Below are 23,175 nucleotides of genomic sequence, written 5' to 3'. Positions count from 1 at the left end.
ATGAAGAGTCAATTCGGGCATGGCCCGGCATGAAGGAGAGCGAATGATGAAACGCATGATAGTGCTGGGTCTGATGGGGCTGCTGCTCAGTGCCTGCAGCTCCGTGCCCAAGGAGCTGGCCTATGAACCCGAGAGTGCCCTGGTGGCCTATCAGCCCGCCCTGGAGGGGATGAACGGCAAGCCCGCCCGCTGGAGCGGGGTGATCGCCGCGGTACACAACGAGCAGGATCAGAGCATCATCGAGGTGGTCTACCTGCCGCTGAAAAGCAACGGGGTACCCACCCAGACCGAGAAAAGCCCTGGGCGCTTCCTCGCCATCATGAAGGGCTTTGCGGATCCCGGCCTTTATGCCAAGGGCCGCAGTCTGACGGTGCTCGGCACCCTGGAGTCACCGGAGGAGAGCGAGATAGGCAAGCACAAGTACCGTTTCTCCGTGCTCAAGGTGAACGCCAGCAAGCTGTGGCCACCGGTCAAAGAGGTGGAGATCCGCTACGCGGATCCGTACTTCTACGACCCCTTCTATGATCCCTTCTGGCCGAGACGGCCCTACCACCGTTACTGGTGATGAGCCAGGCGCCGCTGCAAGCGCGCAGCCTCACCCTGGCAAATGGCCGCCGGGTTGCCCTGCTGGATAATGGTCAGCAGGGCAAGCCCCTGCTGATCGCCCTGCACGGCTGGCTCGACAACGCCGCCTCCTTCCTGCCCCTTGCCCCTCATCTCGAGGGGTTTCACCTGATCTGCATCGACTTGCCGGGACACGGCCATTCGGATCACAAGCCGACCCCCTATGTGTTCGTCGACTGGCTGGACGATCTTCATCAGATTGTCCAGGCGGCTGGCTGGCCGCCGTTCATGCTGCTGGGCCACTCGCTGGGGGCGCTCATCGCCTGCGCCTATGCCGGTGTCTTCCCGGATCAGGTGAGCCGGCTCATCCTGCTGGAAGGGCTCGGGCCACTCAGCCAGCCGGACGACGAGGTGCCGGATCAACTGCGCCGGGCCATCCTCAACCGCAGTCGCACCCGGGAGCGGGCTGCGGCCGGCTTTGCTTCCGTCGAGGAGGCGGTGGCGGCTCGCTGCAAGGTGGCGGATATCGGCGTGGATGCCGCACGCCTCATCTGCGAGCGCCAGCTCGTGGTGCGGGAGGGGCGCTGGCACTGGCGCTGCGATCCGCGCCTGCGGGATCTCTCACCCCTGCGCATGAGCGAGGGGCAGGCCAGGGCGCTGATCCGCGCCATCCGCTCTCCCGTGCTCTTCATCCGCGGCGAGCAGGGATTTGCTGCCTTGCAGACACAGTGGCAACAGCGGGCCGGGGCATTCAGACAGATAGAAATGGCGGTAGTGGCAGGAAATCATCATTTTCATATGGATAATTCAGCGCAAACCGCCGTTTGTATCGAAAGTTTCTGCCAGATCCGGTAGGATCGGCGGCTTTGAATCCTTTCAGGTTTGCTTTCTCCCTCACACTTTCTCGTTGTTAATATGCTGTTAATCGATGTTGCCTTGTGTAACTATGGCGACGTTAGAGCTTGAGCTTAAAACAACTGATTGAAAAGATGTGGAACAGGGACGGAGGCAACACAGTGAGTGCACAGGTGCGAGTTATGCAGGAGAAGTTCGTGGAAAAAGTCTGGCTGAAGCGTTATCCAAACGGGGTTCCCGCCGAGATCAATCCAGACCAATACGGCTCTCTGGTCGAGATGTTTGAAGAGTCGGTGACCCAGTTCGCCGATCAGCCCGCCTTCGTCAACATGGGGCAGACCATCACCTATCGCCGGCTGGAAGAGCAGTCCCGCGCCTTTGCCGCCTACCTGCAAAACGAGCTGAAACTGGCCAGAGGGGACAGGGTTGCGGTGATGATGCCGAACCTGCTCCAGTATCCCATCGCCGTGTTCGGCATCCTGCGCGCCGGCATGACGGTGGTGAACGTCAATCCGCTCTACACCCCGCGCGAGCTGGAACATCAGCTCAACGACTCCGGCGCCCGTGCCATCATCATCGTCTCCAACTTCGCCCATACCCTGGAGAAGGTGGTCTACAACACACCGGTCAAGCACGTGATCTTGACCCGGATGGGGGACAACCTGGGACTGGCCAAGGGGACCCTGGTCAACTTCGTGGTGAAATACGTCAAGAAGCTGGTCCCCAAATACAACCTGCCCCACGCCAGCACCATGCGCCAGGCCCTCGCCAAGGGGCGCTACCTGCAGTACATCAAGCCGGAGATCGGCAACCAGGACATCGCCTTCCTGCAATACACCGGTGGCACCACGGGCCTCTCCAAGGGGGCCATGCTGACTCACCGCAACATGATTGCCAACGTCGAACAGTGCCTCGGCGTCTACGGCCCCGTGCTGGAGCGTGGCAAGGAGTTCGTGGTGACCGCGCTGCCGCTCTACCACGTGTTCGCCCTGACCGTGAACTGCCTGCTGTTCATGCGCCTCGGGGGCTACAACCTGCTCATCAGCAACCCCCGCGACATCCCGGGCTTTGTCAAAGAGATCAAGAAATACCCCTTCACCTGCATCACCGGGGTCAACACCCTGTTCAACGCCCTGGTCAACAACGACGAGTTTCGGACCATGGACTTCTCCCGCCTCAAGCTCACCATCGGCGGCGGCATGGCGGTGCAGCGGGCGGTGGCCGAGCAGTGGAAGGGGCTGACCAAGACCCCGCTGCTGGAAGGCTATGGCCTGACCGAGTGCTCACCCCTGGTGAGCGTCTGCCCCTACGATCTGGTGGACTACAACGGCTCCATCGGTCTGCCGGTCTGCTCCACCGACATTCGTCTGGTGGACGATGATGGCCAGGTGATCAACGAGCTCGGCAAGCCGGGGGAGATGCAGGTACGCGGCCCCCAGGTGATGACCGGTTACTGGCAGCGCCCGGAGGCCACCGCCGAGGTGATGCAGGATGGCTGGCTCTGCACCGGTGACATCGCGGTGTGCGACGATCAGGGCTTCTTCAAGATCGTGGATCGCAAGAAGGACATGATCCTGGTCTCCGGTTTCAATGTCTATCCGAACGAGATTGAAGACGTGGTGGCCCTCAATCCCAAGGTGCTGGAAGTGGCGGCGGTGGGCGTGCCCCACAAGGTATCCGGCGAACTGGTGAAGATCTTCGTGGTCAAGAAAGACGCAAGCCTGCGGGAGGATGAGATTATTGCCCACTGCCGCAAACATCTGACTGCCTATAAGGTACCGAAACTGGTAGAATTTCGTGACGAACTTCCCAAGACCAATGTGGGCAAGATCCTGCGCCGCGTGTTGCGCGACGAGGAAATTGCGAAGCAGTAACGGGCAAGACACGATATCGTGCAAAACCGTGGGTCAACCCACGGTTTTTTCTTTTTGGGGCTCCGGACTTCGACCCTTATCTTCGACCAAGGTGCAGGTAAAGATGCAATATCAACTCATTTCACAGCAAGCCGAACTGGAACAGTATCTCGCCGCCCTGGCAGACGTTCCTCTGGCCATCGATACCGAATTCGTGCGCACCCGTACCTACTATCCCCAGCTCGGTCTGTTCCAGATCTACGACGGCCATCAACTGGCCCTGCTGGATCCCCTGACCCTGGACTTGTCCGGCCTCTGGCAGCGTCTGGGCCAGGCAGGGCAGGTCGCCATCCTGCACGCCTCCGGTGAGGATCTGGAACTCATCCAGCATCAGGCGGGACATCTGCCGAACCTGATGCACGACACCCAGCTGGCGGCGGCCTTCCTCGGCCATGGCGTCTCCGTGGGCTTCGGCGCCCTGGTGAAGGAGTTCCTCGGGGTGGAGCTTGAAAAGGATCAGGCGCGCACCGACTGGCTGGCCCGTCCATTGACCGCCCGTCAGCTCGAATACGCGGCCGCCGACGTCTTCTATCTGCTGCCCCTCTACGACAAGGTGATGGCCCAGTTGCGAGAGAGCGGCAAGCAGGCATGGTTCGAGCAGGAGTGCCAGAACCACTGCGCCCGCAAGACCCAGAGCAGCGATCCCCGTCAGGCTTATCTCGAGATAGTCAACGCCTGGCAGCTGGGGCGCCGGGAGCTTGCCATCCTGCGGGAACTGGCCGCCTGGCGCCAGCAGGAGGCGGTGCGCCGGGATCTGGCCCTGAACTTCGTGGTCAAGGAGCTGCACCTGTTCAAGGTGGCGGAACGCAAACCCGCCTCGCTGCGCGACCTCAACGAGCTGGGGCTGGCCCCCATCGAGATCAAGATCCACGGCAAGCGGATGCTGGATATCGTCGCCAATGCCCAGCAGAGCGCGCCGGAGAGCTGGCCCGAGCCCATTCGCCGACTGGTGGATTACCCCCAGTACAAGGCTGAACTCAAGCGCATCAAGGGCATGGTGGAAGAGAAGGCCAAGGCCAGCAATGTTCCCCCCGAGCTGGTGGCGAGCAAGAAGATCATTCACCAGTACTTCACCTGGAGCTGGCGCATGAGCGACGAGGAGCGGGCCCGGGCCGACAAGCCCATGCTGCTGCAGGGTTGGCGCCATGAACTGGTGGGCCACCTGCTGGCCCAGTGATGCCGGGCCGCTGACACAGTCGAGATGACAAGAGGGGAAGCCGATGGCTTCCCTTTTCTATGGTGGCGAGTCTGCCGGGTAGAGAAAGATGCTGCTACGGTAAAAACCGGCAGACAGAGGTGCTACCCCATGAGGGGCGATGGCGTTATCGGGAAGAGGCGGGGAGGGGTAGGCAAACAGAGAGGGGCACAGGGCGTCCCCCCTTCATAGTTCGTGCGCGTGGAACCCTCTGCGGTAGCGGGTTTCGCAGGACGGGCAGCGTTGCAGGCTGGGATCTTGCGCCAGCTGGGCGAGGGTCAGTGGCTCCTCGCAGTCGGAGCATAAACCATAGAGGTCGAGATCCATCTGGCAGAGGGCGGCATCGATGCGCTTGAGACGGGCGATCAGCAGGTCCACCTTGGGTAGCCGCAGGCGGGTGATGAGATCCACCAGCTGGTCGCGTTCACAACCCTCGATCTGCTCTGCCCAGTCGCTGCGCCGGTTGGCCTTCAGTTCGGCAATCAGCTCTTCTCTCACTTGCGCCCAGTCTGCCTGCAAGCGCTCACGCCACTCGGCCAGCTGGGCTGGTGTCATGTCACACACACTCGCCCCCTTAGATACGGTTTATAAAACTCGGCCAGTATAGGGAGACGTGTGGATTGTCGAGATGACATGAGTCAAGTAAAGGTCGGTTAGCTCACAGTTTTTGCGGCTTGCAGCAAGGCTTCCCGAATAGGTCCTGTTTCCTTGTGCAGACGAATATCCCGGAAAAGGTCGTCAGCCTCAGGATATTCGCGTTTTAGGTAACTGAACCACTGCTTGATCCGGCTGGGATAGTAATCCGCCTTCTCGCTCGCCAGATCCTGCTCGGTGTAGCTCACCATCAGTTGCAGCACCTCGGCCCAGCTCATGTGGGCGCACCCGGTTTTCATCACGTTGGCGAGGTTGGGCAGGGAGATGGCCCCGCGCCCCACCATGAGGGACTCGCAGCCGGAGACCTGGGCGCAGCTGAGCGCATCGGCGTGATCCCAGATCTCCCCGTTGGCGGTCACCGGAATGGGCAGGGCGCGGCGGATGGCGTCCACGTACTCCCAGTGGGCCGGCGCCTTGTAGCCTTCCTGCTTGGTGCGGGCATGGACCGCCAGCTCGCAGGCCCCGGCCTGATAGACCGCCTGGGCGTTGTCCAGATAGAGGGCCTTGTCATCGTAACCGAGGCGGATCTTGGCGCTGATCGGCAGGTGGGCGGGCACCGCTTCACGCACCGCCTTGACGATCCGATAGATGGTCTCGGGCTCCTTGAGCAGCACGGCCCCTCCCTTGCTCTTGTTGACCGTGGGAGCGGGGCAGCCGAAGTTGAGATCCACCCCGGGGGAGCCGAGCTCGATGGCGCGCACCGCGTTTTCGGCCAGCCACTCGGGGTGTTGTCCCAGCAACTGCACCCGCACCGGGGTGCCGGCGCGGGTCTTGCCGTCCTGGCGCAGCTCGGGACAGAGGCGATGGAATACCTTGGCGGGCAGCAACTGATCGACGACGCGGATGAATTCGCTGACACAGAGGTCGTAATCGTTGACGGAGGTGAGCACCTCCCGCATCAGGTGGTCCAGCACCCCCTGCATGGGGGCCAAAATAACGCGCATAACAGCTTCCGCCAGGGTGAAGGAGTCAAAAAGAGGGCAGATTGTAGAGGTATTGGGGGGCGCTGTCAGCGTCGTTTCGCAAGTTAAATGGGGCAATAACGGGAGGCGCTCAGATAACGGGCAGACAGACGCCGGGCCGCTCGCGGCGCTGTCGGTGCCTCGGGCAAGTCTGCTAGGCTAGGGAAAGATGTATTGAACCGGAGTCTGAATGAAGCGTTGGTGTTTGATGGCCCTTGGCTGGTTGGCCTTTGCCACGGGGATTGTCGGGATCGTTCTGCCCCTGCTGCCGACCACCCCCTTCATGTTGCTGGCGGCGGCGCTGTTTGCCCGCTCATCCCCCCGTTTTCACGCCTGGTTGCTGGCGCACCCCTGGTTTGGTCCCCCCATTGCCGATTGGCAGCAATATCGCGGCATTCGTCGCCATGCCAGACGCCGGGCCATCATCTTTATCCTGATCTCCTTCGGGGTATCGCTCTGGGTGGTCCCCATGCCCTGGGTACGGCTCTTGCTGGTTGCTATTATGGTGATCCTGCTCACCTGGTTAATGCGTCTGCCGGTGCTGGCGCCAGTTGCAATGGAGAAGTGAAATCCCTAAGCTATTGCAGCAATAATGCTATGGAGTCGGCCCGTCATTTTTGCGTGACGGGCCTTTTTATTGCCCCAGGCGGCATTCACACAAACCGCCACAGCAGGGCTCAAAAAATAAGCGGTCAAATAATGAATCCGGATACCCTGAAGTTTATCGAAGCGAGCATCAAGACCATTCCCGACTACCCGAAGCCGGGCATCCTGTTTCGCGACATCACCAGCCTGATCGAGAACGCAGAGGCCTTCAAGGCCACCATTGATCTGCTGGCCAATCATTATCGTGATCAAGGGATCACCAAGATCGTCGGCACCGAGGCTCGCGGCTTCATCTTCGGTGCCCCCGTCGCCTTTGCTATGGGTCTGGGCTTCGTGCCGGTGCGCAAGCCAGGCAAACTGCCCCGCGCCGTCATCGAGGAGTCCTATGCCCTCGAATACGGTACCGACACCCTGCAACTGCACACCGATGCCATCGTCCCCGGTGACAAGGTGCTGGTCGTTGACGATCTGCTGGCCACCGGCGGCACCGTCGATGCCACCGTCAAGCTCATCCGCCGCGCCGGTGGTGAAGTGGCCGATGCGGCCTTCATCATCTCCCTGCCGTCCCTGGGGGGCGATGCCCGCCTGACTGCCGCTGGCGTCAAGGTGGTCTCCCTGGTCGAACTCGCCGGGGAATAAGCCGCCGATGTGACCGACAGGCAGGCCTCATCAGCCTGCCTGTTTGCGTTTTGGCCCATGCTGCCCCGGCATCGGTTTGAAAATGAAGCGATCCCTTCCCGGGCGCCTCATCCCCCATACAGCCAGCCCCGCATTTGTGTTAGCATCCGGCTCAATGCCTCGTTTTCCAGCATCGAGATCTATGAGCTATCAGGTTCTGGCGCGTAAATGGCGCCCCCATACGTTTGAACAAGTGGTTGGCCAGCAGCATGTGCTGACCGCCTTGACCAATGCCCTGGATCAGGGACGGCTGCATCACGCCTATCTGCTGAGCGGCACCCGCGGGGTCGGCAAGACCACCATTGCCCGCATCCTGGCCAAGAGTCTCAACTGCGAGCAGGGGATCAGCAGCCACCCGTGTGGCGTCTGCGACACCTGCCGGGAGATCGATCAGGGCAACTTCGTCGATCTGCTGGAGATCGATGCGGCGTCCCGCACCAAGGTGGAAGACACCCGGGAGCTGTTGGACAATGTCCAGTACAGACCCGCCCGTGGGCGCTTCAAGGTCTACCTCATCGATGAGGTACACATGTTGTCGCGTCACAGTTTCAACGCCTTGCTCAAAACCCTGGAAGAGCCGCCTCCCTATGTGAAGTTCCTGCTGGCCACCACGGATCCGCAGAAGTTGCCCATCACCATCCTCTCCCGTTGCCTTCAGTTCCACCTGAAGAGCCTGGATCAGAGCCAGATCGCCAAACAGCTGGAGTGGGTATTGGATCAGGAGGGGCAGCCATTTGAACCCCGCGCCCTGCTGGCGCTCGCCAAGGCGGCGGATGGCAGCATGCGCGATGCCCTGAGCCTCACCGATCAGGCCCTGGCCCACGGTAATGGCAGCGTGCGGCTGGACAGCGTGCTCACCATGCTGGGGACGCTCGACCACCATCATCTGCACCAGCTGCTGGAAGCCGTCTTGCGTCAGGACGCCCCGGCGACCATGGCCAAGATCACCGAGATTGCCACCCTGGGACCGGATTTCGATCAATTGCATGCCGAGCTGGAAGCTTTGCTGCACCGGGTCGCCATGGCGCAGCTGCTCCCCGCCAGTGTGCAGGAGCAGGGGGCGGATGCCGATGCCTTGCTACAGCTTGCCCAGGCGATGAGCCCGGAAGAGGTGCAGCTTTGCTATCAAATCGTGCTGGGGGGGCGCAAAGACCTGCCCTGGGCACCGGACGGACGCACCGCACTGGAGATGACCTGCCTGCGCATGCTGGCCTTCTCCCCGCGTCGCGAGGTGCTGCATCCTGCCAACCTGAGCGCGGTCCCCCTCTCCATGGTGCCAGCGCAGGCTGCGGGGGGGGCGGCACCCGCCACCCTGGGAAAGCCTCGCGGGGTTGAGCCAGCCCCCGTCGCATCGGTCGATCCCGAGCCGGTAACGGCCATCTCCGGGTCGGCAACAGCAGGCGTCCGTCCGCATGGGAATGCCGAGAGGACGCCAGACACGTCGGCTGAAGCGGGAACTGGCCACGATGTCGATGGGGATGACACGCTGACGCCGCTCTTTGCCGAGCAGGAGGAACTGCTGCAAGCTGCTCACCAGATGGGCTATGCGCAGCCGGAAGCCGTGTCACTAGTCGCCGAGGCGGATCTGCCCGTGACCGCCCAGCCCGGTGCCATGTCTCCTGAGCCGGCTGATGCCATCGCCACGCCAGAGGCGATACCCGCGGAGCAAGCCGCGCCATCCGCCGCGTCCAGCATGCAGAGCCTGCTTGGCAAGCGCAACTTGCTGCGAAGCCGTCTGCGCGGCGACGCCACCACCCCGGCGGCAGCGCAAAGAACGGCGCCGAGCAAGCCGCTCGCGACGGCACAATCTGTGTCGGCCCAAGCTGCGGTGGCCCAAGCTGCGGCGGCTCAGCCGGCTGCGGTGCAAGCCCAGGCACTCTCCCAGGTGCCTGCAACCGACCCCCGTGCGATTGGTGCCCCGGTTCAGCCAGCGACCAACTATGACGATCTGCCCCCCCTCGATGCCTACGAGGAGAGCGGCAGTGATTATGAGGAGTATCTGAGCCAGGGCTTTGGCGATACCTTCAGCGCCCCCGCACCGCAAGCCACTGCGGCCCCTCGCGCTACCGTGCCGGCACCCGTCATGGCACGACCCGCGCCGGACGATCTGCCGCCCTGGGATCTGGACGGGGTAGCGCCTGCGATGGCCCAGGCGCCTGCCGCCGCGGCCCCGTCTGCGTCACCCATGCCTGCCCCCGTGCAAGATGACGTGCCGCTGGTTCCCCTGATGGAGACCATCGACTGGGATGAACTGGAAGGTGAGAGCCAGCCGGAAGAGGAGGGGGAAGTGCCAAGGCTCGTTCCCTCTTCCTTGCTGGTCAACTGCGGTGACCCTTGGGCCGAGCTGATTGCCCGCACCGGTGTGGGCGGGCGTCTGCGTCAGCTCGCCATCAACTCGGTGATGAGCCAGCAGGGAGACAGAGTGCTGCTCACCCTCAAGCCCGAGCAGCGCCACCTGGTGAGCGATCGGGCCCGCGCCGATCTGGCCGAGATCATCGGCCCCGAACTGGGGGGGACGGTGCAGGTGGAGGTGACCCTTGGCACGGATCCCGCCCAGGAAACCCCCCTTGAGATAGAGCACCGCCTCTACCTCGGGGTCCGTGAGCAGGTGAGCCGGGACTTGGCCGAGGATCCCCATGTACAATTTCTGCAGCAGCGCTTTGGCGCCGTGCTTCATCCCGAGAGCATCGAGCCCTTGAGCCGTTGAGAGTGACTGATGAATGGAGACCGGGAGCTGCTCCCGGTTGAAAAACCCGTTGGCTGCCCCCATCTGGGGTAGAACGAGCCCACAGCCCGGCGCGTATGCCGGATTTCAAGACGAGAGACGACCTATGTTTGGTAAAGGTGGAATGGGTAACCTGATGAAACAGGCCCAACAGATGCAAGAGCGCATGCAGAAGATGCAAGAGCAGCTTGCCCAGATGGAAGTAGTCGGTGAAGCCGGTGCTGGCATGGTCAAGGTCACCATGGCCGGCAGCCACAGCGTGCGCCGCATCGAGATCGATCCCAGCCTGATGGACGATGACAAAGAGATGATCGAGGATCTGGTCGCCGCCGCCGTCAATGACGCCGTGCGCCGGGTCGAAGAGCAGAACAAGGCCAAGATGGGCGAGCTGACCGGTGGCATGCAACTGCCCCCGGGCATGAAGCTGCCGTTCTAAGGCATGAGACGGGCACCCGGGTGCCCGCTTCTGAAAAGGCCGGAGCCCTGCTTCGGCCTTTTTGTTTCCGGTTTTTTTAGCGAGCCGATGCTCGGTGGGTGCCTTGCCAGCGGTAGGCACGGGGCAGGGCGTCGTGTCATGGGGCCGTCCCGGCTCACGGCTTCGCCATGGGGGCAAATCCCAGGGCGAGGTGATCGATCAGGGCCCGCACCGAAGGCAGCAGGCCTCGCCGGCTGGGGAAGACCGCGTGGATCACCTCCTGGCGCGGCGCCCAGCCGGGCAGCAGATGCCGCAAACTGCCATTGTCGAGCGCCTCCTGCACCATCATGACGGGAAGCTGGACGACGCCTAGCCCCTCGATGGCCGCCTGCCGCAACCCCTGCATGTCGGTCGTGACGAAGCGGGGGCTGTGATGCTGTCGTACTTCGGCCCCCTCCGGGCCCAGCAGCTGCCAGCGATGCCCCTCCATGGTGCTGCCATGACCAAGGCTTGGCCAACCCAGCAGATCCGCCGGTCCCCCGGGCTCGCCATGGCGGGCCAGCAGGGCGGGGCTCGCGAGCAGGCACTGGTTTGCATACCCCAGCACCCGCATGGCCAGCTCGCTGTCCTCCAGCGGGAGGGGTCTCACCCTGATGGCGACATCCAGCCCCTCGCTCACCAGATCCACCGCCCGGTTCACCCCGACAAGCTGCACGCTGATCCTGGGGTATTGCAGGGCGAAGGTCACCAGTAGCTTGCTCACCTTGGTGTGGAGCAGATCGATGGGGCAGGAGAGGCGCACCACGCCGCAAGGTTCGGTGCGGGTCGAGTCGATGAGAGACTGGGCGGCCTCGGCCTCCACCAGCATGGCCCGGCAGCGGGCCAGATAGGCCAGCCCCAGCTCGGTGACCTGAAAACTGCGGCTGGAGCGCTGGATGAGGCGTACCCCCAGCCGCTCCTCCAGCAGGGCGATGCGGCGGCTGAGTTTGGATTTGGGGATGCTAAGGGCCCGACCTGCCTGGGCAAAGCCGCCGTTGTCCACCACCTGGACGTAGTAATAGAGGTCGTTGAGATCGGGAGCCATGACTTCATAGTTCACCATATAGGACGCTGAGACCTGATCTTACGCCTACCGCCGTGGTCGTTCCATCCACATAATGATCCCAAGCATCATCATCGTATTGGAGTGGACCATGAAAAGCGTCATCGGTATCTACAGTGCACCGCGTCCCCACTGGGTTGGCGACGGCTTCCCGGTGCGTTCCCTGTTCTCCTACCAGAGCCATGGCAAGGCCATGAGCCCCTTCCTGTTGCTCGACAGGGCGGGCCCCATGGAGTTTGCCCCGTCCCCGTCGCCACGGGGGGTGGGTGAACATCCTCACCGGGGCTTCGAGACGGTCACCATCGTCTACCAGGGGGAGGTGGCCCACCGCGACTCTACCGGGCAGGGCGGGATCATCGGCCCCGGGGATGTGCAGTGGATGACGGCGGCGTCCGGCATCATGCACGACGAGTTCCACGCCGAGGAGTTCAGTCAGCAGGGGGGCACCCTCGACATGGTGCAGCTCTGGGTCAATCTGCCCGCCAGGGAGAAGATGTCGTCCCCCGGCTATCAGGCCATCGGCAGCGACAGCATACCGGAGCATTCCCTCGCAGGCGGGGCCGGGGTAGTGCGCATCATCGCCGGCGAGCTGGCCGGGCAGACGGGGCCGGCACGTACCTTTACCCCCATGAATGTCTGGGATCTGCGATTGAATGGCGGCGCCAGTACCCTGTTGCCGTTGGTGGAGGGCTGGAACAGCGCCCTGGTCGTGCTCAAGGGGCGGGTGCGGTTCAATGGCCTGGAGGAGGCGGGGGAGGCGCAGCTGGTGCTGCTGGAGCCCAGTGGCAACCAGGTGCAGATAGAGGCCAGTGAGGACGCCGTACTGTTGCTGCTGAGCGGTGAATCCATCGATGAGCCCATCGTCGGCTATGGCCCCTTCGTGATGAACACCGAGGCCGAGATCGTGCAGGCCATCGATGACTTCAACAGCGGGCGATTCGCCCAGATCCCCCAGTAATCCCCGACCATCTCTCACCCTTTCGCAACCCGGTACCTCAGGTACCGGGTTGGTTAGCGCTCTCCCTGTGCCATGAAACGCCGCTTTTTCACCCAGCCCCCGCCATGGACGCCGAGTCGATAGGTGAACCCGGGCAAGTTTGGGAAACATCGGCATTTTCTGCGGATCCGGGATGTGACAAAATAGCCCTCTTTTTTCCCGGCATCCCCTTGCGTGCGCCCAGCTGGCGAGCCAATGGCAGGGTGGCAGAAGACGAGTGCTCTCTTGAAGCAAGATCAGAGTTTCGACGGGCGGGCCGACAAGTTCGCCCGCAACATTTATGACTCCACCAAGGGGCGCATCCGCACCACTGTGGTGTGGAGCGACATCGAGGCCTGTCTGGTCCGGCTTGGCAACCGACCCCTGCGCATCCTGGATGCGGGCGGCGGGTTTGGCTACTTCGCCCAGAAGCTGGCGGCCATGGGCCATCGGGTGGAGCTGTGCGATCTCTCGGCCGAGATGCTGGATCTGGCCCGGACCCAGATCGCCGAGCAGGGGCTGGAAGACAGAATTCGTCTCATCCATTGCCCCATCCAGGAGCTCAAGTCCCATGTGAGCGGCACCTTTGATCTCGTGCTCTGCCATGCCGTGCTGGAGTGGCTCGCCGAGCCGCGCCAGACCCTGCTCGGTCTGTTCCCTTTCGTCAATGCAGGGGGCATACTGTCGCTGCTTTTCTATAACCGCCACGGCTTGCTGTTCCAGAGCCTGGTGGTGGGCAACTTTGACTATGTGCGCCAGGGGCTGAACAAGAAGCGCCAGACCGCGCTGACTCCCACCAATCCGCAGCTGCCCGAGCAGGTGTATGACTGGATCGGTCGAGGGGGGCTCAAGATCATCGGCAAGACCGGGGTGCGCGTCATCCACGACTACATGCGCCACAAGCAGGATCAGCACGAGAAGTTCGAGGATCTGTTGGCCATGGAGCAGCACTATTGTCGACAGGAACCCTTTGTCTCCCTTGGGCGCTACATCCATGTGATGGCCCAGAAACCGGCTGGCTGAATGCGGCGTCACCGGCACTCTTTTTGCGGGATATTATCACCGGGGCACAGTGACCCCGGCCTGTACCACCACGGCGGACGTGACGCGCACATGAGGTGTGCGTCGGCCCGCCAGCCATAACAACGAGATGATAACGTCATGATGAGTACATCCCGTACCCTGCCCGAGACGGTAGGATGGGTCAGACAGGAGGGTCTGGCCTTGAACCTGCCCACCGATCGGCTGGCCTTTCTGATTGCGATCAAGACCCTCTCCGAAGAGGAGTCCGATCTCTCGGAGGCCGCGCTGCACGACGCCTTCGGTTATGTCAGCAGCGCCTTTGGCCAGATGGACGAGACCTTGAGCGGTCGCGCCAACAACGCCATCAACGACCTCATTCGCCAGCAGCTGCTGTCGCGCTTCACCACCGACATGGTGGCGGGGGAGAGTCTCTATCGCCTGTCGCGCCTTGGCGTTGGCATCGTCGATTTCTTCCTGGAGAGCCGTCAGGTCGACTCCATCAAGCTCTCCATCCTGCTGGAGCACCTGGCTGCCGAGCTCGACACCGCCCGCAAGGCGGCGCTGGAACTGGACACCCGGGAACAGTGGGACGCCGAAGTGCTGCCCCGCCTCAGTTTCTCTCTGGAAGAGACGCTTGGGCGCATCGATCTTACCCAGCGCGCCATGGATGAGCAGCAAAACCAGGTCAAGAGCGAGATTGCGGCCCTGCTGACCCAGAACTGGGTCGATGCCATCCACAGCTGCGAGAAGCTACTACACGAAACCGGCCAGACCCTGCGCGAGCTGCAAGATACCCTGGACGCCGCCGGCCATCGCCTGCAGGCCGGGCTGCTCAACATTCAGGAGGCGGCGCAGGGCCGTGACGATCTGTTCCACGTCGAGGAGCTGACCCATGCCCTGCAGGGGCGTCTGGATGTCATCACCTCCTGGGGCCAGCAGTGCATCGAGCTCTGGTCCCGCTACGATAGGCACGTCCACAAGTTCATCCGCAACGCCATCGATATGGACAAGAACCGCGCCTTCAGCCAGCGGCTGCGCGAGTCCATCCGCAACTTCGAGCAGCACAACTGGCTGCTCAGGGTGGCCGAAGAGCCCCGTTTGCTGGAGCTGCGCGATGAAACCATCGCCATCCACGATGAGGAGGTGACCGGTGAGGTGCCCCTCGAAATGGAGTATCTGGAGATGGTGGACATCAACCAGGAGCTGGCGGAGCGCATCGAGCGCTACCTCGCCCGCTATCCCGAGAGCGAGTCCCAGCTGGATTTGGCCGACGTGTTGCGCGAATACCTGCTGGACTACCCGGCCCATGCCCACTTCGATGTGGCGCGCCTCCTGATCGATCAGGCGGTGCGTCTCGGCCATGCCAGCGGTGAGCGCGAGCTGCACCGTCAACCCGCATGGAAACCCATCAACCAAGCAGGATCCAAGGTTCAGGCCTATGTCATCGATCAATACTGAGTTTCCTCTGCCGCTGCGCCTCGCCGAGGCCATCGCCAACCCCTTGTTTCCGCGCATTGACACCGCCCTGCGCGCCGGCCGCCACATCAGTGCCGACGATTTTGAACCCCACTCAGCGCTGGTGGAGTATCACGGCGAGCTGGAGATTTTCTACGGCCGTTACCAGGTCGAGCTCATCAAGGCGCCGGAAGGCTTCTTCTACCTGCGTCCGCGCCCGAGCGCCGACATCGGCACCACAGTCCTGTCCGAGCTCGACATGCTGGTGGGCAAGGTACTCTGCTACCTCTACCTGAGCCCGGACCGGCTCGCCTCGGAAGGGGTGTTTGCCACCAGCGAGCTGCAAGAAGAGGTACTGAGCCTCGCCGACGAGAAGCAGCTGCTGCGCATGGTCAACAGCCGCTCCGGTGGCACGGATCTGGACAAGAAGAAGCTCTTGGAGAAGATCCGCACCTCCATGCGCCGGCTGCGGCGTTTGGGGATGATCACGGCCCTTGGCAACGGCGACAAGTTCCGGGTCAACGAGTCCGTGTTTCGCTTCGCTGCCGACGTGCGCTCCGACGAGGACCCCCGCGCCGTGCAACTGCGGATGATCCAGGAAGGGGAAGCCATCTTCCACGACGACGAGATGCCGAGCAGCGATTCCCTGTTCGAGGACATCGAATCGGATCTGGACGAAGAGCAGCTGGAGCTGGAGGTGGAAGATGATCTGCAACGTTAAATTCTTGGCCCCGACGGGGATGATGGCTGTGATGGAGAGTGCGGCGTGAGAGGCAAATTCAAATCCCTGACCATGGTCAACTGGAACGGCTTCTTCGCCCGCACCTTCGATCTCGACCAGCTGGTCACCACACTGTCCGGCGGTAACGGGGCGGGCAAGTCCACCACCATGGCGGCCTTCATCGCGGCCCTGATCCCCGATCAGTCCCTGCTCCATTTCCGCAACACCACGGAGGCGGGCTCCAGCAGTGCGTCCCGTGACAAGGGGCTCTACGGCAAGCTGCAGCGCGGCCACTGCTACTCGGTGCTGGAGGTGATGAACAGCCGCGAGCAGCGGATCTGGGTCGGTGTCCATCTGGAGCAGGTGGCGAACCGGGACAACAAGGTCAACATCACCCCCTTCGCGCTGGTGGATGTGCCTCAGGAGCTGTCCCCCACGGATCTCCTGCTGGAAAAACTCGAGAGCGGCAAGGGGCGGGTGCGCGCCTTCACCGACCTGAAAGGGGCAGCCGCCGAGCTTGGCGCCATGAAGCTCGCCAAGTTCAATACGGTGACCGATTATCACAACTTCATGTTCGAGTTCGGCATCACCCCCAAGAAGCTGCGCGATCAAAAAGATCGCGGCAAGTTCTACCGCCTGATCGAGGCCTCCCTCTACGGCGGCATCTCTTCGTCCATCAGCCGCTCCCTGCGCGAATACCTGCTGCCGGAAAACTCCGGGGTGCGCAAGGCGTTCCAGGACATGGAGGCGGCCATCTACGAGAACCGCCGTACCCTGGAGGCCATCAAGGAGACGCAAGGCCAGCGGGATCTGTTCAAGAACCTCATCACCGAAACCACCCATTACGTGGCGGCTGAGTATGTGCGGGGCAGCGCCGAGAAGAGTCGCCTCTCCGAGCTGGCCCTGAAGGCCCGGGCGGAGCTGGCGGGCAAGCGCCGTCTGCTTGCCGAAGAGAAGCAGCGTGCCATCTATCTGGCGGACGAGGTGGATCAGCTCACCGGCCGCGAGAAGCTTTTGACCGACGAGCTGGAATCCGCCGCCGAACATCTGGCCAGGGTGCTGGCGGCAGTGGCCCTGCAGAAGAAGATCGCGCTCTATCGCGCCGATCTGCGCGATCTCAATGACAAGCTGGAGCAGCAGCAGGCTGTGGTGGAGGAGATCCACATCCAGTTGCTGGAAGTGGAAGAGCGTCGGGAACTGGCGATCGCCGAGGTAGACAGCCTCAAGACCCAGCTTGCCGACTATCAGCAGGCGCTGGACATCCAGCAGACCCGCGCCATCCAGTACCGCCAGGCAGTGCAGGCCCTCGATGCTGCCCGCGAGCAGTGCGAGCTGCCGGGGTTGACCGCCGAGCAGGCGAGCGAGACCCTGCATCAACTGCGCAGCACCGAGCAGAGCCTCACCAGCCGGGTGCTGGGAGCCGAGCAGCAGCTCGCCCTGGCGAAGGCCGCGGTAGCCGAACACGAAGCGGCCCTGACGCTGCTCCTTGGCATCGCCCCCGAGACCGCTCGCGAGGCCGCCTGGCCCACCGCCCAGGCCCTGCTCAAGCGTCATATCGAAGACAAGGCTCGCGTCAATCAGGGGCAGGGGCTGCGCGCCACCCTGGCCCGCCTGGAAAAAGAGAGCGAGAGCCAGAAAACCCTGTTCAAGCTGCGGGATGAACTGACCGAGGCGTCAGGCCAGCAGATCGGCAGCAGCGACGAGCTGGAACTCTTCCTCGAAGCCCAGCGCACTCGCCAGGAGGAGCTGGCCGAGCAGCAGGCCGAGACAGCGCAGCGCCGTGCCAGCCTGGAGCATCAGGGTACCCAGCTTGGCCGTGACATTGGCGAGCTAACCAAACTGGCGCCGCGCTGGCTGAAATCCTTTGAAAAACTCGAGCAACTGCGCGAGCAGAGCGGCTTGCCGCTGGCCAGCGCCGAGGCGCTCTCCGCCGGCATGCAGACCGTGCTCGACAAGGAGCGGGAGTTCGAGCAGGAGAGCAACCGCATCCAGGCCCAGAAGCAGGCGCTGGAGCTGCAGATTCGCAACCTCCAGCTGGGGGCCGGGGAGGCGGATCCGCGTCTTGCCCGCATCGCCGAGCAGGTGGGGGGCGTGCTGCTCTCCGATGTCTATGACGACATCTCCATCGACGATGCCCCTTACTACTCCGCCCTCTACGGCCCGGCTCGCAGCGCCCTGGTGGTGCTCGACCTTGAAGGCGCCATCGAGCGGCTCAAGAAGCTGGAAGATTGCCCGGAAGATATCTACCTCATTCAGGGCAACCCGGATTCGTTCGATGAGGATCTGGTGGAGGCGGACGAGCTCGGCGACGCCGTGCTGGTGCGCAGCAGCAAACGCCAGGTGCGTTTCTCCCGCTACCCCGAATTGCCGCTCTTTGGCCGCGCCGCCCGCGAGAAGCGCATCGAGCAGCTCGATCTTGAGCGTGAAAACCTCATCGAAGGCTACGCCAAGGCCGCCTTCGAGCAGCAGAAGTATCACCGCCTCTATGGCCACTTCCGCGACTTCATCGGCCAGCATCTGGACATCGCATTCCGTCCGGATCCGGAAGCCGAAGTGGACGCCAAGCAGAGCGAGCTGCGCAAGTTGCAGGGCGCCATGGGCGAGTGCGACAAGCAGCTCGCCGAGGCCAAGGCCGCCGGTGCCCAGCTGACCCGCCACATCCAGCTGGTGCAGGCCATGCTGCCCTATGCCCATCTGTTTGAGGAAGGGGATCTGGCGGCGCGTCTCGAAGGCGCCCGCGCCGATGTGGAGAGTCTGAAACAGGCGGAGGCCTTTATCGCCAAGCACGGCAAGGCGCTGGAGACGCTCGAGGGCAAGGTGCAGGTATTGCGCCAGGATCCGCAGGATCTCGCCGCCCTGCAGGCCGCCTATGACGAGGTGAACGCGTTGCTGGCGGAGCAGAAACGCCGTGTCTATGCCCTGGATCAGCTGGTGGCCCGCTTGCCGCATTTCGCCTATCAGGACGCACAAGACTTGCTCGGCAAGGCGTCCGAGATGAGTGAACGCCTGAAAGAGAAGCTCAAGGCAGCGGAATTGACTGCCAGAACCGAAGGTGAGCAGCACAAACAGATCGCCCAGCGCCACACAGAGGCGTTGCAACTGCGCACCGCGCTCGATTCCAGCGCGTCGGCCAAGGGGCAGACCCTGGCGGAGTTCGAGCAGGAGCTGGGGGCCATGGGGCTGACTCTTTCCGAAGACATGGAAGAGAAGTCCCGCGCCCACAAGAAAGAGATCGAAGAGCTGCTCATTCGCACCCGCTCCCGTCGCACCAGCGCCGAGGCCCAGTTGCAGGTGACCAAGCGGGAGATCGAATCCCTCGGCGGCCGTCTGAAGCTCGAAGGCAAAGACTACTTCGGTGCCCGCAAATCCCTGGTGGGCCACAAGGCGAGCTGGTCGCGAGTGGTGCGTCTGGCCCGCGACACCGACGTCGAGAAGCGCCTGAACAAGCGCGAGCTGGCGTATCTTGACAGCGACGAGCTGAGATCCATGTCGGACAAGGCTCTCGGCGCCCTTCGCGTCGCCGTGGCGCACGACGAGGCCCTGCGCGATGCGCTGCGTCTGTCCGAGGGCAACCGCAACACCGAGCAGAAGGTCGCCTTCTACGTGCAGGTGTATCGTTATTTGAAGGATCGCATTCGCAACGACATCATCCGCTCGGACGATCCGGTGGAGGCCATCGAGGAGATGGAGATCGAGCTGGCGCGCCTCGCCGATGAGCTCAAGCAGCGGGAGACTCACTTGTCGCTTTCCTCCCACGAGGTGGCGGCCAAGATCACCAACATCATCCGCCGGGAGCAGAACCGTATCCGGGTGCTGAACCAGGGCCTGCAGAATATCGCCTTCGGTCTGGTGCGCGGGGTGCGCCTCAACGTCAATATCCGCGAGGCTCACACCCGATTGCTGACCGCGCTCGCGGATCAGACCGCCATGCACAACGATCTGTTCGCCGACAAGGAGCTCAGCTTCTCCGAGGCCATGGCCAAGTTGTTCCAGCGTCTCAACCCGCAGATTGAACAGGGGGAGCGCAGCTATCAGGTGATGGGAGACATCCTGCTGGACTATCGCAACTACCTGGAGCTGGAGATCGAGGTGCAGCGCGGGGCAGACGGCTGGCTGCGGGCGGAGAGCGGAGCGCTCTCCACCGGCGAGGCCATCGGTACCGGTCAGGCCATCTTGCTGATGGTGCTCATCAGCTGGGAGGAGGAGTCCCGCCGTCTGCGCGGCAAGGACATCGCCCCCTGTCGTTTGCTGTTCCTGGACGAAGCGGCGCGCCTCGATGGCAAGTCCATCGCCACCCTGTTCGAGCTGTGCGAGCGACAGGACATGCAGCTGCTCATCGCGGCGCCGGAGAACATCAGCCCCGAGAAGGGCACCACCTACAAGCTCATCCGCAAGGTGCAGGGCAAGCACGAGCACGTGCACGTGGTGGGGCTGCGCGGCTTTGGTTTCGCCGATGACAAGCTCATTGCCTGATCCGGGTTCCCCTGACAGGGGCTGACGGAGCAATACGCAAAACGGGGGGCCAGGGCCTCCCGTTTTCCATGGCAAATGTGAGAGAGTAGGCCTCTGTTGGCAGGGGCCAGATTGGTGCAAAAAGTGGTGATGAGAGTGGCGATGGAAGAGCGCATGAGAGGCAGGGTACAAAAAGGGCTGCTGGTCTCCTTCAGCCTGCTGCTGGCGGCCTGCAGCAGCCAGCCGGAGGCGGGCAAGGGGGGGGACTGGCGCGGTTATACCCAGACCGGGCTTGCCTCCTATTATGCGGACCGCTATCACAACCGGAAGACGGCGAGCGGCGAGCGGTACAATAACGGTGGCAACACCGCGGCCCACATGACACTGCCGTTCGGCTCCCTGGTGAAGGTGACCAACGTGGCCAACGGCAAGAGCGTGGTGGTGCGGGTCAACGACAGAGGCAACTTCCCCAGAGGGAGAGTGATCGATCTCTCGAAAGCCGCCTTCAGCAGCATCGGCAACCTCAGATCCGGCCTGGTCAGGGTCAATCTCGAGGTGGTCAACTAGTTCGCATGAGAGGACACGCAGGCGGTTTGTCCTGCGGATTTGGAAGGGGGCAGTTTTACTGGGAGGATCCCCTTGGCATGCAGCCCGCCGGAGGGCGGGCTGCAACAGTGTTATCCTCTGTGGGTCGTGACGGATGTTCCCATCACCACATCATTTTTTTGGTTCACATCCAGGGTTGCCTGGTAGCTCTCCTTATAAAAGACCAGGCCATTGTCGTCGTCCTGTTGCCATCCGGCGCCCAGCAGAATCGTCACCGCCGCATCCAGCGGTTTGTTGCTGACCGCACGGTCAAGGATTTCGGCCACCTTGTTGGTGGAGAGGGTCGCAGGGGCCGATGGGTGCACCGCTGCCGCCGCGTGGTTTTGGGCGCGGGTCTTGTGGATGTCGCACCCATTGCCATCCGTCATCTGGGTACAACCGCTGCGCTCCAGCTTCTGCCGATAGGCGTCGCTGATCGCGTGGGCAGGGGCAATGGTGCCAAGGGTGGTGCCGAGGAGGAGTGACAGGCTCAGGATCATCTGTTTGTGTTTCATGGTATCTATCCAGTTAATGAGAAATAAAAAGCCAAACCGGGTTTCAGGGAGATGAGTCTCCGTCAGTGCTAGTCAGGGGGAGGGGAGATCAACACTGCCAATGCCCCTCGTAGTCGTAACATTGCTCGCGCTGGTCACTGTGATGTCGGTGGGCATGATAGGTATTTTCCTTGTGGCGGTTATCTTCATCCTTTTCATGTTTCGCCTTGTCGGCTTCATGTTTTTTGTGGATGCCGTATGCGATCCCGCCTGCCGCAGCGGCGGCACTGCCGACCAGCAAGGCTTTCTGGGTTGTCGTCATATTGTCCATGGCACAGCCGGTCAGACTGACCGTGATCGCCAATATGCCGACGCATTGCCTGATGAATACCATTTTCATAGCAAACACCTTCCATATATTAATGTTGAACTGTTTCCAATGATGACCATAGCCGTAGTCTGTGGTCCGTTTTGTTGTTATGTTGCAAGCAAAAAAATAACAGGCAGTGAGATATTCTCAGCCAAATGGATGGCTGTTATTTATTGTCAGAAAATAAATATTAAACCTGTCGTTCGTTGCTAAATAAAAAATAATAATTGTGTATATCGGTATGAGTGAATGACAGTGACTAATTGATCGTGACGCCGGCTATTCTGCCCGAGGGCGACATATCAAACTCCACAATGACGCCGGACTTTCGCCAGCGGGTATGTTCGTCGTTCATGGCATGCCAACCACTGTCTTCCATATAGTCCACGGCTTCTCCCTGATAATCACCCGCGATGTGTGAATCAAGATCTTGCAGGATCTCATGGGTGGCATCGCGATGGTCGCGGTATGACGCCACATCCTCTCTGTGTCGATGCCGAGCGGGTTTGATGTCACAGGTGCCATTGGCCTCACTGACCTGGGTACAGCCGGATTGTTCCAATTGCGCGCGATAGGCTTCACTGATGGCAAAGGCCGGTTGGACACAGACTCCTGTCATCGCGATCATCAGTATCATGTTCCACTTTTTCATGGCGTTGACCCTCTCCTGTTAACGGTACCAGCAGCGTGAGCCATTATCGGCCTGGCTGGCATCCGGCAGCGTCTCGCAGTCTGGGAGTGCGATGCCATCTCGGGTGATCATATCGTTATCCTGACGATATTGTTGGCTGCCAGAGGTGGTGACACAGCCAGCCAGAAATAGATTGGCTCCGATGATGATTAATGCCATCAAGGTGGTTCTCATATAATTACTCCTATGGATTGGTAAAACGTTTTCTGTTTTCGGGGACGACATCTGATAATTCAGATCCTGTTTTCCAATCGGCTAATGACAATGTCCCTCCTGGAATGTGATGAACATCATAGTTTTTCTAAATAGTAAAAATAAAGAGGTCAGACTTGGCATTTTATATTGTTTTATCTGTTTGATTTTAATGGATAAAAACAAAAATACCCCTTAAGTGTTAATTTTTGGTTGGGTATGGTGAGTGCAACTGTTGTTGAATGTGTGAATAGATATTGGCATTTGAGATGTCATAAATAAAATTGATTACAATTAATCACCTTGGTGTTAAACGAAGCCAATGACTCCATTTATTTAATCGTCTGTTATTGCCACAGCGTCATATCATGCAGCAATAACGATAGGTGGGCTCCCCCATAAGGGATCTCCCTGGCAAGTCATCGACGCGGCTCACCGATGAGCACGACATGGAGACATGAATAGCCGGCTGACCCAATGCCTGGGTGTTGTTGTGGCGCCTATCCGACACCGCAGCCTGATCTGCCCGATTTTTGCCCTTTGGCGG

Annotated in this window: 21 protein-coding genes; 14 read left to right on the top strand and 7 right to left on the bottom strand. The window is 61.6% G+C overall.

Annotation, left to right across the window (positions count from 1 at the left end; genetic code table 11):
* The first annotated feature begins 43 nt into the window (after positions 1 to 43).
* The 4 genes from VZC39_RS10715 to rnd all read left to right on the top strand — a co-directional run bounded on the left by VZC39_RS10715 (position 44) and on the right by rnd (position 4,509).
* Positions 44 to 565, top strand: a complete 522-nt coding sequence (locus VZC39_RS10715) for a Slp family lipoprotein (protein WP_349917660.1) — start codon at positions 44 to 46, stop codon at positions 563 to 565.
* Positions 565 to 1,419, top strand: coding sequence for an alpha/beta fold hydrolase (locus VZC39_RS10710; RefSeq protein WP_434662378.1), 855 nt, complete (start codon positions 565 to 567; stop codon positions 1,417 to 1,419). The genes VZC39_RS10715 and VZC39_RS10710 overlap by 1 nt, the downstream gene beginning before the upstream one ends.
* Before the next feature lie 197 nt (positions 1,420 to 1,616).
* Positions 1,617 to 3,293, top strand: coding sequence for a long-chain-fatty-acid--CoA ligase FadD (gene fadD / locus VZC39_RS10705; RefSeq protein WP_434668456.1), 1,677 nt, complete (start codon positions 1,617 to 1,619; stop codon positions 3,291 to 3,293).
* Between the two features lie 103 nt (positions 3,294 to 3,396).
* A complete protein-coding gene (rnd, locus tag VZC39_RS10700) occupies positions 3,397 to 4,509 on the top strand; it encodes a ribonuclease D (protein ID WP_434662376.1) in 1,113 nt (370 codons plus the stop codon).
* Between the two features lie 204 nt (positions 4,510 to 4,713).
* On the opposite strand, the gene VZC39_RS10695 is transcribed toward rnd, so the two are convergent.
* Positions 4,714 to 5,082 carry a TraR/DksA family transcriptional regulator gene (locus VZC39_RS10695; RefSeq protein WP_434662373.1) on the bottom strand — a complete coding sequence of 123 codons (369 nt, stop codon included), beginning with the start codon at positions 5,080 to 5,082 and terminating at the stop codon, positions 4,714 to 4,716.
* Between the two features lie 98 nt (positions 5,083 to 5,180).
* Positions 5,181 to 6,125, bottom strand: coding sequence for a tRNA dihydrouridine(16) synthase DusC (gene dusC / locus VZC39_RS10690; RefSeq protein ID WP_434662371.1), 945 nt, complete (start codon positions 6,123 to 6,125; stop codon positions 5,181 to 5,183).
* A 208-nt stretch (positions 6,126 to 6,333) separates the two neighbouring features.
* Here dusC and VZC39_RS10685 point away from each other — a divergent pair, with 208 nt between their 5' ends.
* From VZC39_RS10685 to VZC39_RS10670, 4 genes are all read left to right on the top strand, one after another.
* Complete coding sequence (locus VZC39_RS10685; protein ID WP_349917650.1) at positions 6,334 to 6,711, top strand: YbaN family protein; 378 nt, start codon at positions 6,334 to 6,336, stop codon at positions 6,709 to 6,711.
* Between the two features lie 131 nt (positions 6,712 to 6,842).
* Positions 6,843 to 7,388, top strand: coding sequence for an adenine phosphoribosyltransferase (apt, locus tag VZC39_RS10680; protein ID WP_434662368.1), 546 nt, complete (start codon positions 6,843 to 6,845; stop codon positions 7,386 to 7,388).
* Positions 7,389 to 7,569: 181 nt separating this feature from the next.
* Positions 7,570 to 10,134 carry a DNA polymerase III subunit gamma/tau gene (gene dnaX / locus VZC39_RS10675; RefSeq protein WP_434662365.1) on the top strand — a complete coding sequence of 855 codons (2,565 nt, stop codon included), beginning with the start codon at positions 7,570 to 7,572 and terminating at the stop codon, positions 10,132 to 10,134.
* A 124-nt stretch (positions 10,135 to 10,258) separates the two neighbouring features.
* Complete coding sequence (locus tag VZC39_RS10670; RefSeq protein WP_349917646.1) at positions 10,259 to 10,588, top strand: YbaB/EbfC family nucleoid-associated protein; 330 nt, start codon at positions 10,259 to 10,261, stop codon at positions 10,586 to 10,588.
* Between the two features lie 154 nt (positions 10,589 to 10,742).
* On the opposite strand, the gene VZC39_RS10665 is transcribed toward VZC39_RS10670, so the two are convergent.
* Entirely contained in the window at positions 10,743 to 11,669 is a 927-nt protein-coding gene (locus tag VZC39_RS10665; protein ID WP_434662363.1) for a LysR family transcriptional regulator, read from the bottom strand.
* A 91-nt stretch (positions 11,670 to 11,760) separates the two neighbouring features.
* On the opposite strand from VZC39_RS10665, the gene VZC39_RS10660 reads away from it, so the two are divergent.
* The 6 genes from VZC39_RS10660 to VZC39_RS10635 all read left to right on the top strand — a co-directional run bounded on the left by VZC39_RS10660 (position 11,761) and on the right by VZC39_RS10635 (position 20,863).
* A complete protein-coding gene (locus VZC39_RS10660; RefSeq protein ID WP_434662362.1) occupies positions 11,761 to 12,627 on the top strand; it encodes a pirin family protein in 867 nt (288 codons plus the stop codon).
* 264 nt (positions 12,628 to 12,891) lie between these two features.
* A complete protein-coding gene (gene cmoM / locus VZC39_RS10655; protein ID WP_434662360.1) occupies positions 12,892 to 13,668 on the top strand; it encodes a tRNA uridine 5-oxyacetic acid(34) methyltransferase CmoM in 777 nt (258 codons plus the stop codon).
* 138 nt (positions 13,669 to 13,806) lie between these two features.
* On the top strand, positions 13,807 to 15,126 hold the full coding sequence (gene mukF / locus VZC39_RS10650) for a chromosome partition protein MukF (RefSeq protein ID WP_349917640.1): 1,320 nt from the start codon (positions 13,807 to 13,809) through the stop codon (positions 15,124 to 15,126).
* Positions 15,107 to 15,844 (top strand): chromosome partition protein MukE, encoded by a 738-nt coding sequence (gene mukE / locus VZC39_RS10645; RefSeq protein WP_349917639.1) that lies wholly within the window; start codon positions 15,107 to 15,109, stop codon positions 15,842 to 15,844. The genes mukF and mukE overlap by 20 nt, the downstream gene beginning before the upstream one ends.
* 45 nt (positions 15,845 to 15,889) lie before the next feature.
* On the top strand, positions 15,890 to 20,317 hold the full coding sequence (mukB, locus tag VZC39_RS10640) for a chromosome partition protein MukB (protein WP_434662357.1): 4,428 nt from the start codon (positions 15,890 to 15,892) through the stop codon (positions 20,315 to 20,317).
* Positions 20,318 to 20,470: 153 nt separating this feature from the next.
* Complete coding sequence (locus VZC39_RS10635) at positions 20,471 to 20,863, top strand: septal ring lytic transglycosylase RlpA family protein (RefSeq protein ID WP_434662355.1); 393 nt, start codon at positions 20,471 to 20,473, stop codon at positions 20,861 to 20,863.
* A gap of 110 nt (positions 20,864 to 20,973) precedes the next feature.
* Here VZC39_RS10635 and VZC39_RS10630 read toward each other — a convergent pair whose 3' ends face one another.
* From VZC39_RS10630 to VZC39_RS10615, 4 genes are all read right to left on the bottom strand, one after another.
* Positions 20,974 to 21,396, bottom strand: coding sequence for a hypothetical protein (locus VZC39_RS10630; protein WP_434662352.1), 423 nt, complete (start codon positions 21,394 to 21,396; stop codon positions 20,974 to 20,976).
* Between the two features lie 88 nt (positions 21,397 to 21,484).
* Positions 21,485 to 21,775 (bottom strand): hypothetical protein, encoded by a 291-nt coding sequence (locus tag VZC39_RS10625; RefSeq protein WP_434662350.1) that lies wholly within the window; start codon positions 21,773 to 21,775, stop codon positions 21,485 to 21,487.
* Between the two features lie 229 nt (positions 21,776 to 22,004).
* A complete protein-coding gene (locus VZC39_RS10620) occupies positions 22,005 to 22,397 on the bottom strand; it encodes a hypothetical protein (protein ID WP_434662347.1) in 393 nt (130 codons plus the stop codon).
* 18 nt (positions 22,398 to 22,415) lie between these two features.
* Positions 22,416 to 22,610: a hypothetical protein gene (locus tag VZC39_RS10615; protein WP_349917628.1), complete on the bottom strand. Its 195-nt coding sequence runs from the start codon at positions 22,608 to 22,610 to the stop codon at positions 22,416 to 22,418.
* Positions 22,611 to 23,175 lie beyond the last annotated feature (565 nt).

Origin of the sequence: Aeromonas sp. NJAU223, from assembly GCF_051125555.1 — a bacterium.
Classification (GTDB): Bacteria; Pseudomonadota; Gammaproteobacteria; order Enterobacterales; family Aeromonadaceae; genus Aeromonas; species Aeromonas veronii_G.
Note: the sequence above shows the minus strand (reverse complement) of the source record. Positions and strands in the feature narration are given on the sequence as shown.

Excerpts from the sequence above, each read along its gene's own strand:
- VZC39_RS10715 (WP_349917660.1), top strand. The coding sequence starts at position 44 with ATGATGAAACGCATGATAGTGCTGGGTCTGATGGGGCTGCTGCTCAGT.
- VZC39_RS10685 (WP_349917650.1), top strand. The coding sequence starts at position 6,334 with ATGAAGCGTTGGTGTTTGATGGCCCTTGGCTGGTTGGCCTTTGCCACG.
- apt (WP_434662368.1), top strand. The coding sequence starts at position 6,843 with ATGAATCCGGATACCCTGAAGTTTATCGAAGCGAGCATCAAGACCATT.
- dusC (WP_434662371.1), bottom strand. The coding sequence starts at position 6,125 with ATGCGCGTTATTTTGGCCCCCATGCAGGGGGTGCTGGACCACCTGATG.
- VZC39_RS10710 (WP_434662378.1), top strand. The coding sequence starts at position 565 with ATGAGCCAGGCGCCGCTGCAAGCGCGCAGCCTCACCCTGGCAAATGGC.
- VZC39_RS10615 (WP_349917628.1), bottom strand. The coding sequence starts at position 22,610 with ATGAGAACCACCTTGATGGCATTAATCATCATCGGAGCCAATCTATTT.
- VZC39_RS10670 (WP_349917646.1), top strand. The coding sequence starts at position 10,259 with ATGTTTGGTAAAGGTGGAATGGGTAACCTGATGAAACAGGCCCAACAG.
- VZC39_RS10630 (WP_434662352.1), bottom strand. The coding sequence starts at position 21,396 with ATGAAACACAAACAGATGATCCTGAGCCTGTCACTCCTCCTCGGCACC.
- mukE (WP_349917639.1), top strand. The coding sequence starts at position 15,107 with ATGTCATCGATCAATACTGAGTTTCCTCTGCCGCTGCGCCTCGCCGAG.
- VZC39_RS10635 (WP_434662355.1), top strand. The coding sequence starts at position 20,471 with ATGAGAGGCAGGGTACAAAAAGGGCTGCTGGTCTCCTTCAGCCTGCTG.
- VZC39_RS10620 (WP_434662347.1), bottom strand. The coding sequence starts at position 22,397 with ATGAAAAAGTGGAACATGATACTGATGATCGCGATGACAGGAGTCTGT.
- VZC39_RS10660 (WP_434662362.1), top strand. The coding sequence starts at position 11,761 with ATGAAAAGCGTCATCGGTATCTACAGTGCACCGCGTCCCCACTGGGTT.
- mukF (WP_349917640.1), top strand. The coding sequence starts at position 13,807 with ATGATGAGTACATCCCGTACCCTGCCCGAGACGGTAGGATGGGTCAGA.
- VZC39_RS10665 (WP_434662363.1), bottom strand. The coding sequence starts at position 11,669 with ATGGTGAACTATGAAGTCATGGCTCCCGATCTCAACGACCTCTATTAC.
- dnaX (WP_434662365.1), top strand. The coding sequence starts at position 7,570 with ATGAGCTATCAGGTTCTGGCGCGTAAATGGCGCCCCCATACGTTTGAA.
- VZC39_RS10695 (WP_434662373.1), bottom strand. The coding sequence starts at position 5,082 with ATGACACCAGCCCAGCTGGCCGAGTGGCGTGAGCGCTTGCAGGCAGAC.
- VZC39_RS10625 (WP_434662350.1), bottom strand. The coding sequence starts at position 21,775 with ATGAAAATGGTATTCATCAGGCAATGCGTCGGCATATTGGCGATCACG.
- rnd (WP_434662376.1), top strand. The coding sequence starts at position 3,397 with ATGCAATATCAACTCATTTCACAGCAAGCCGAACTGGAACAGTATCTC.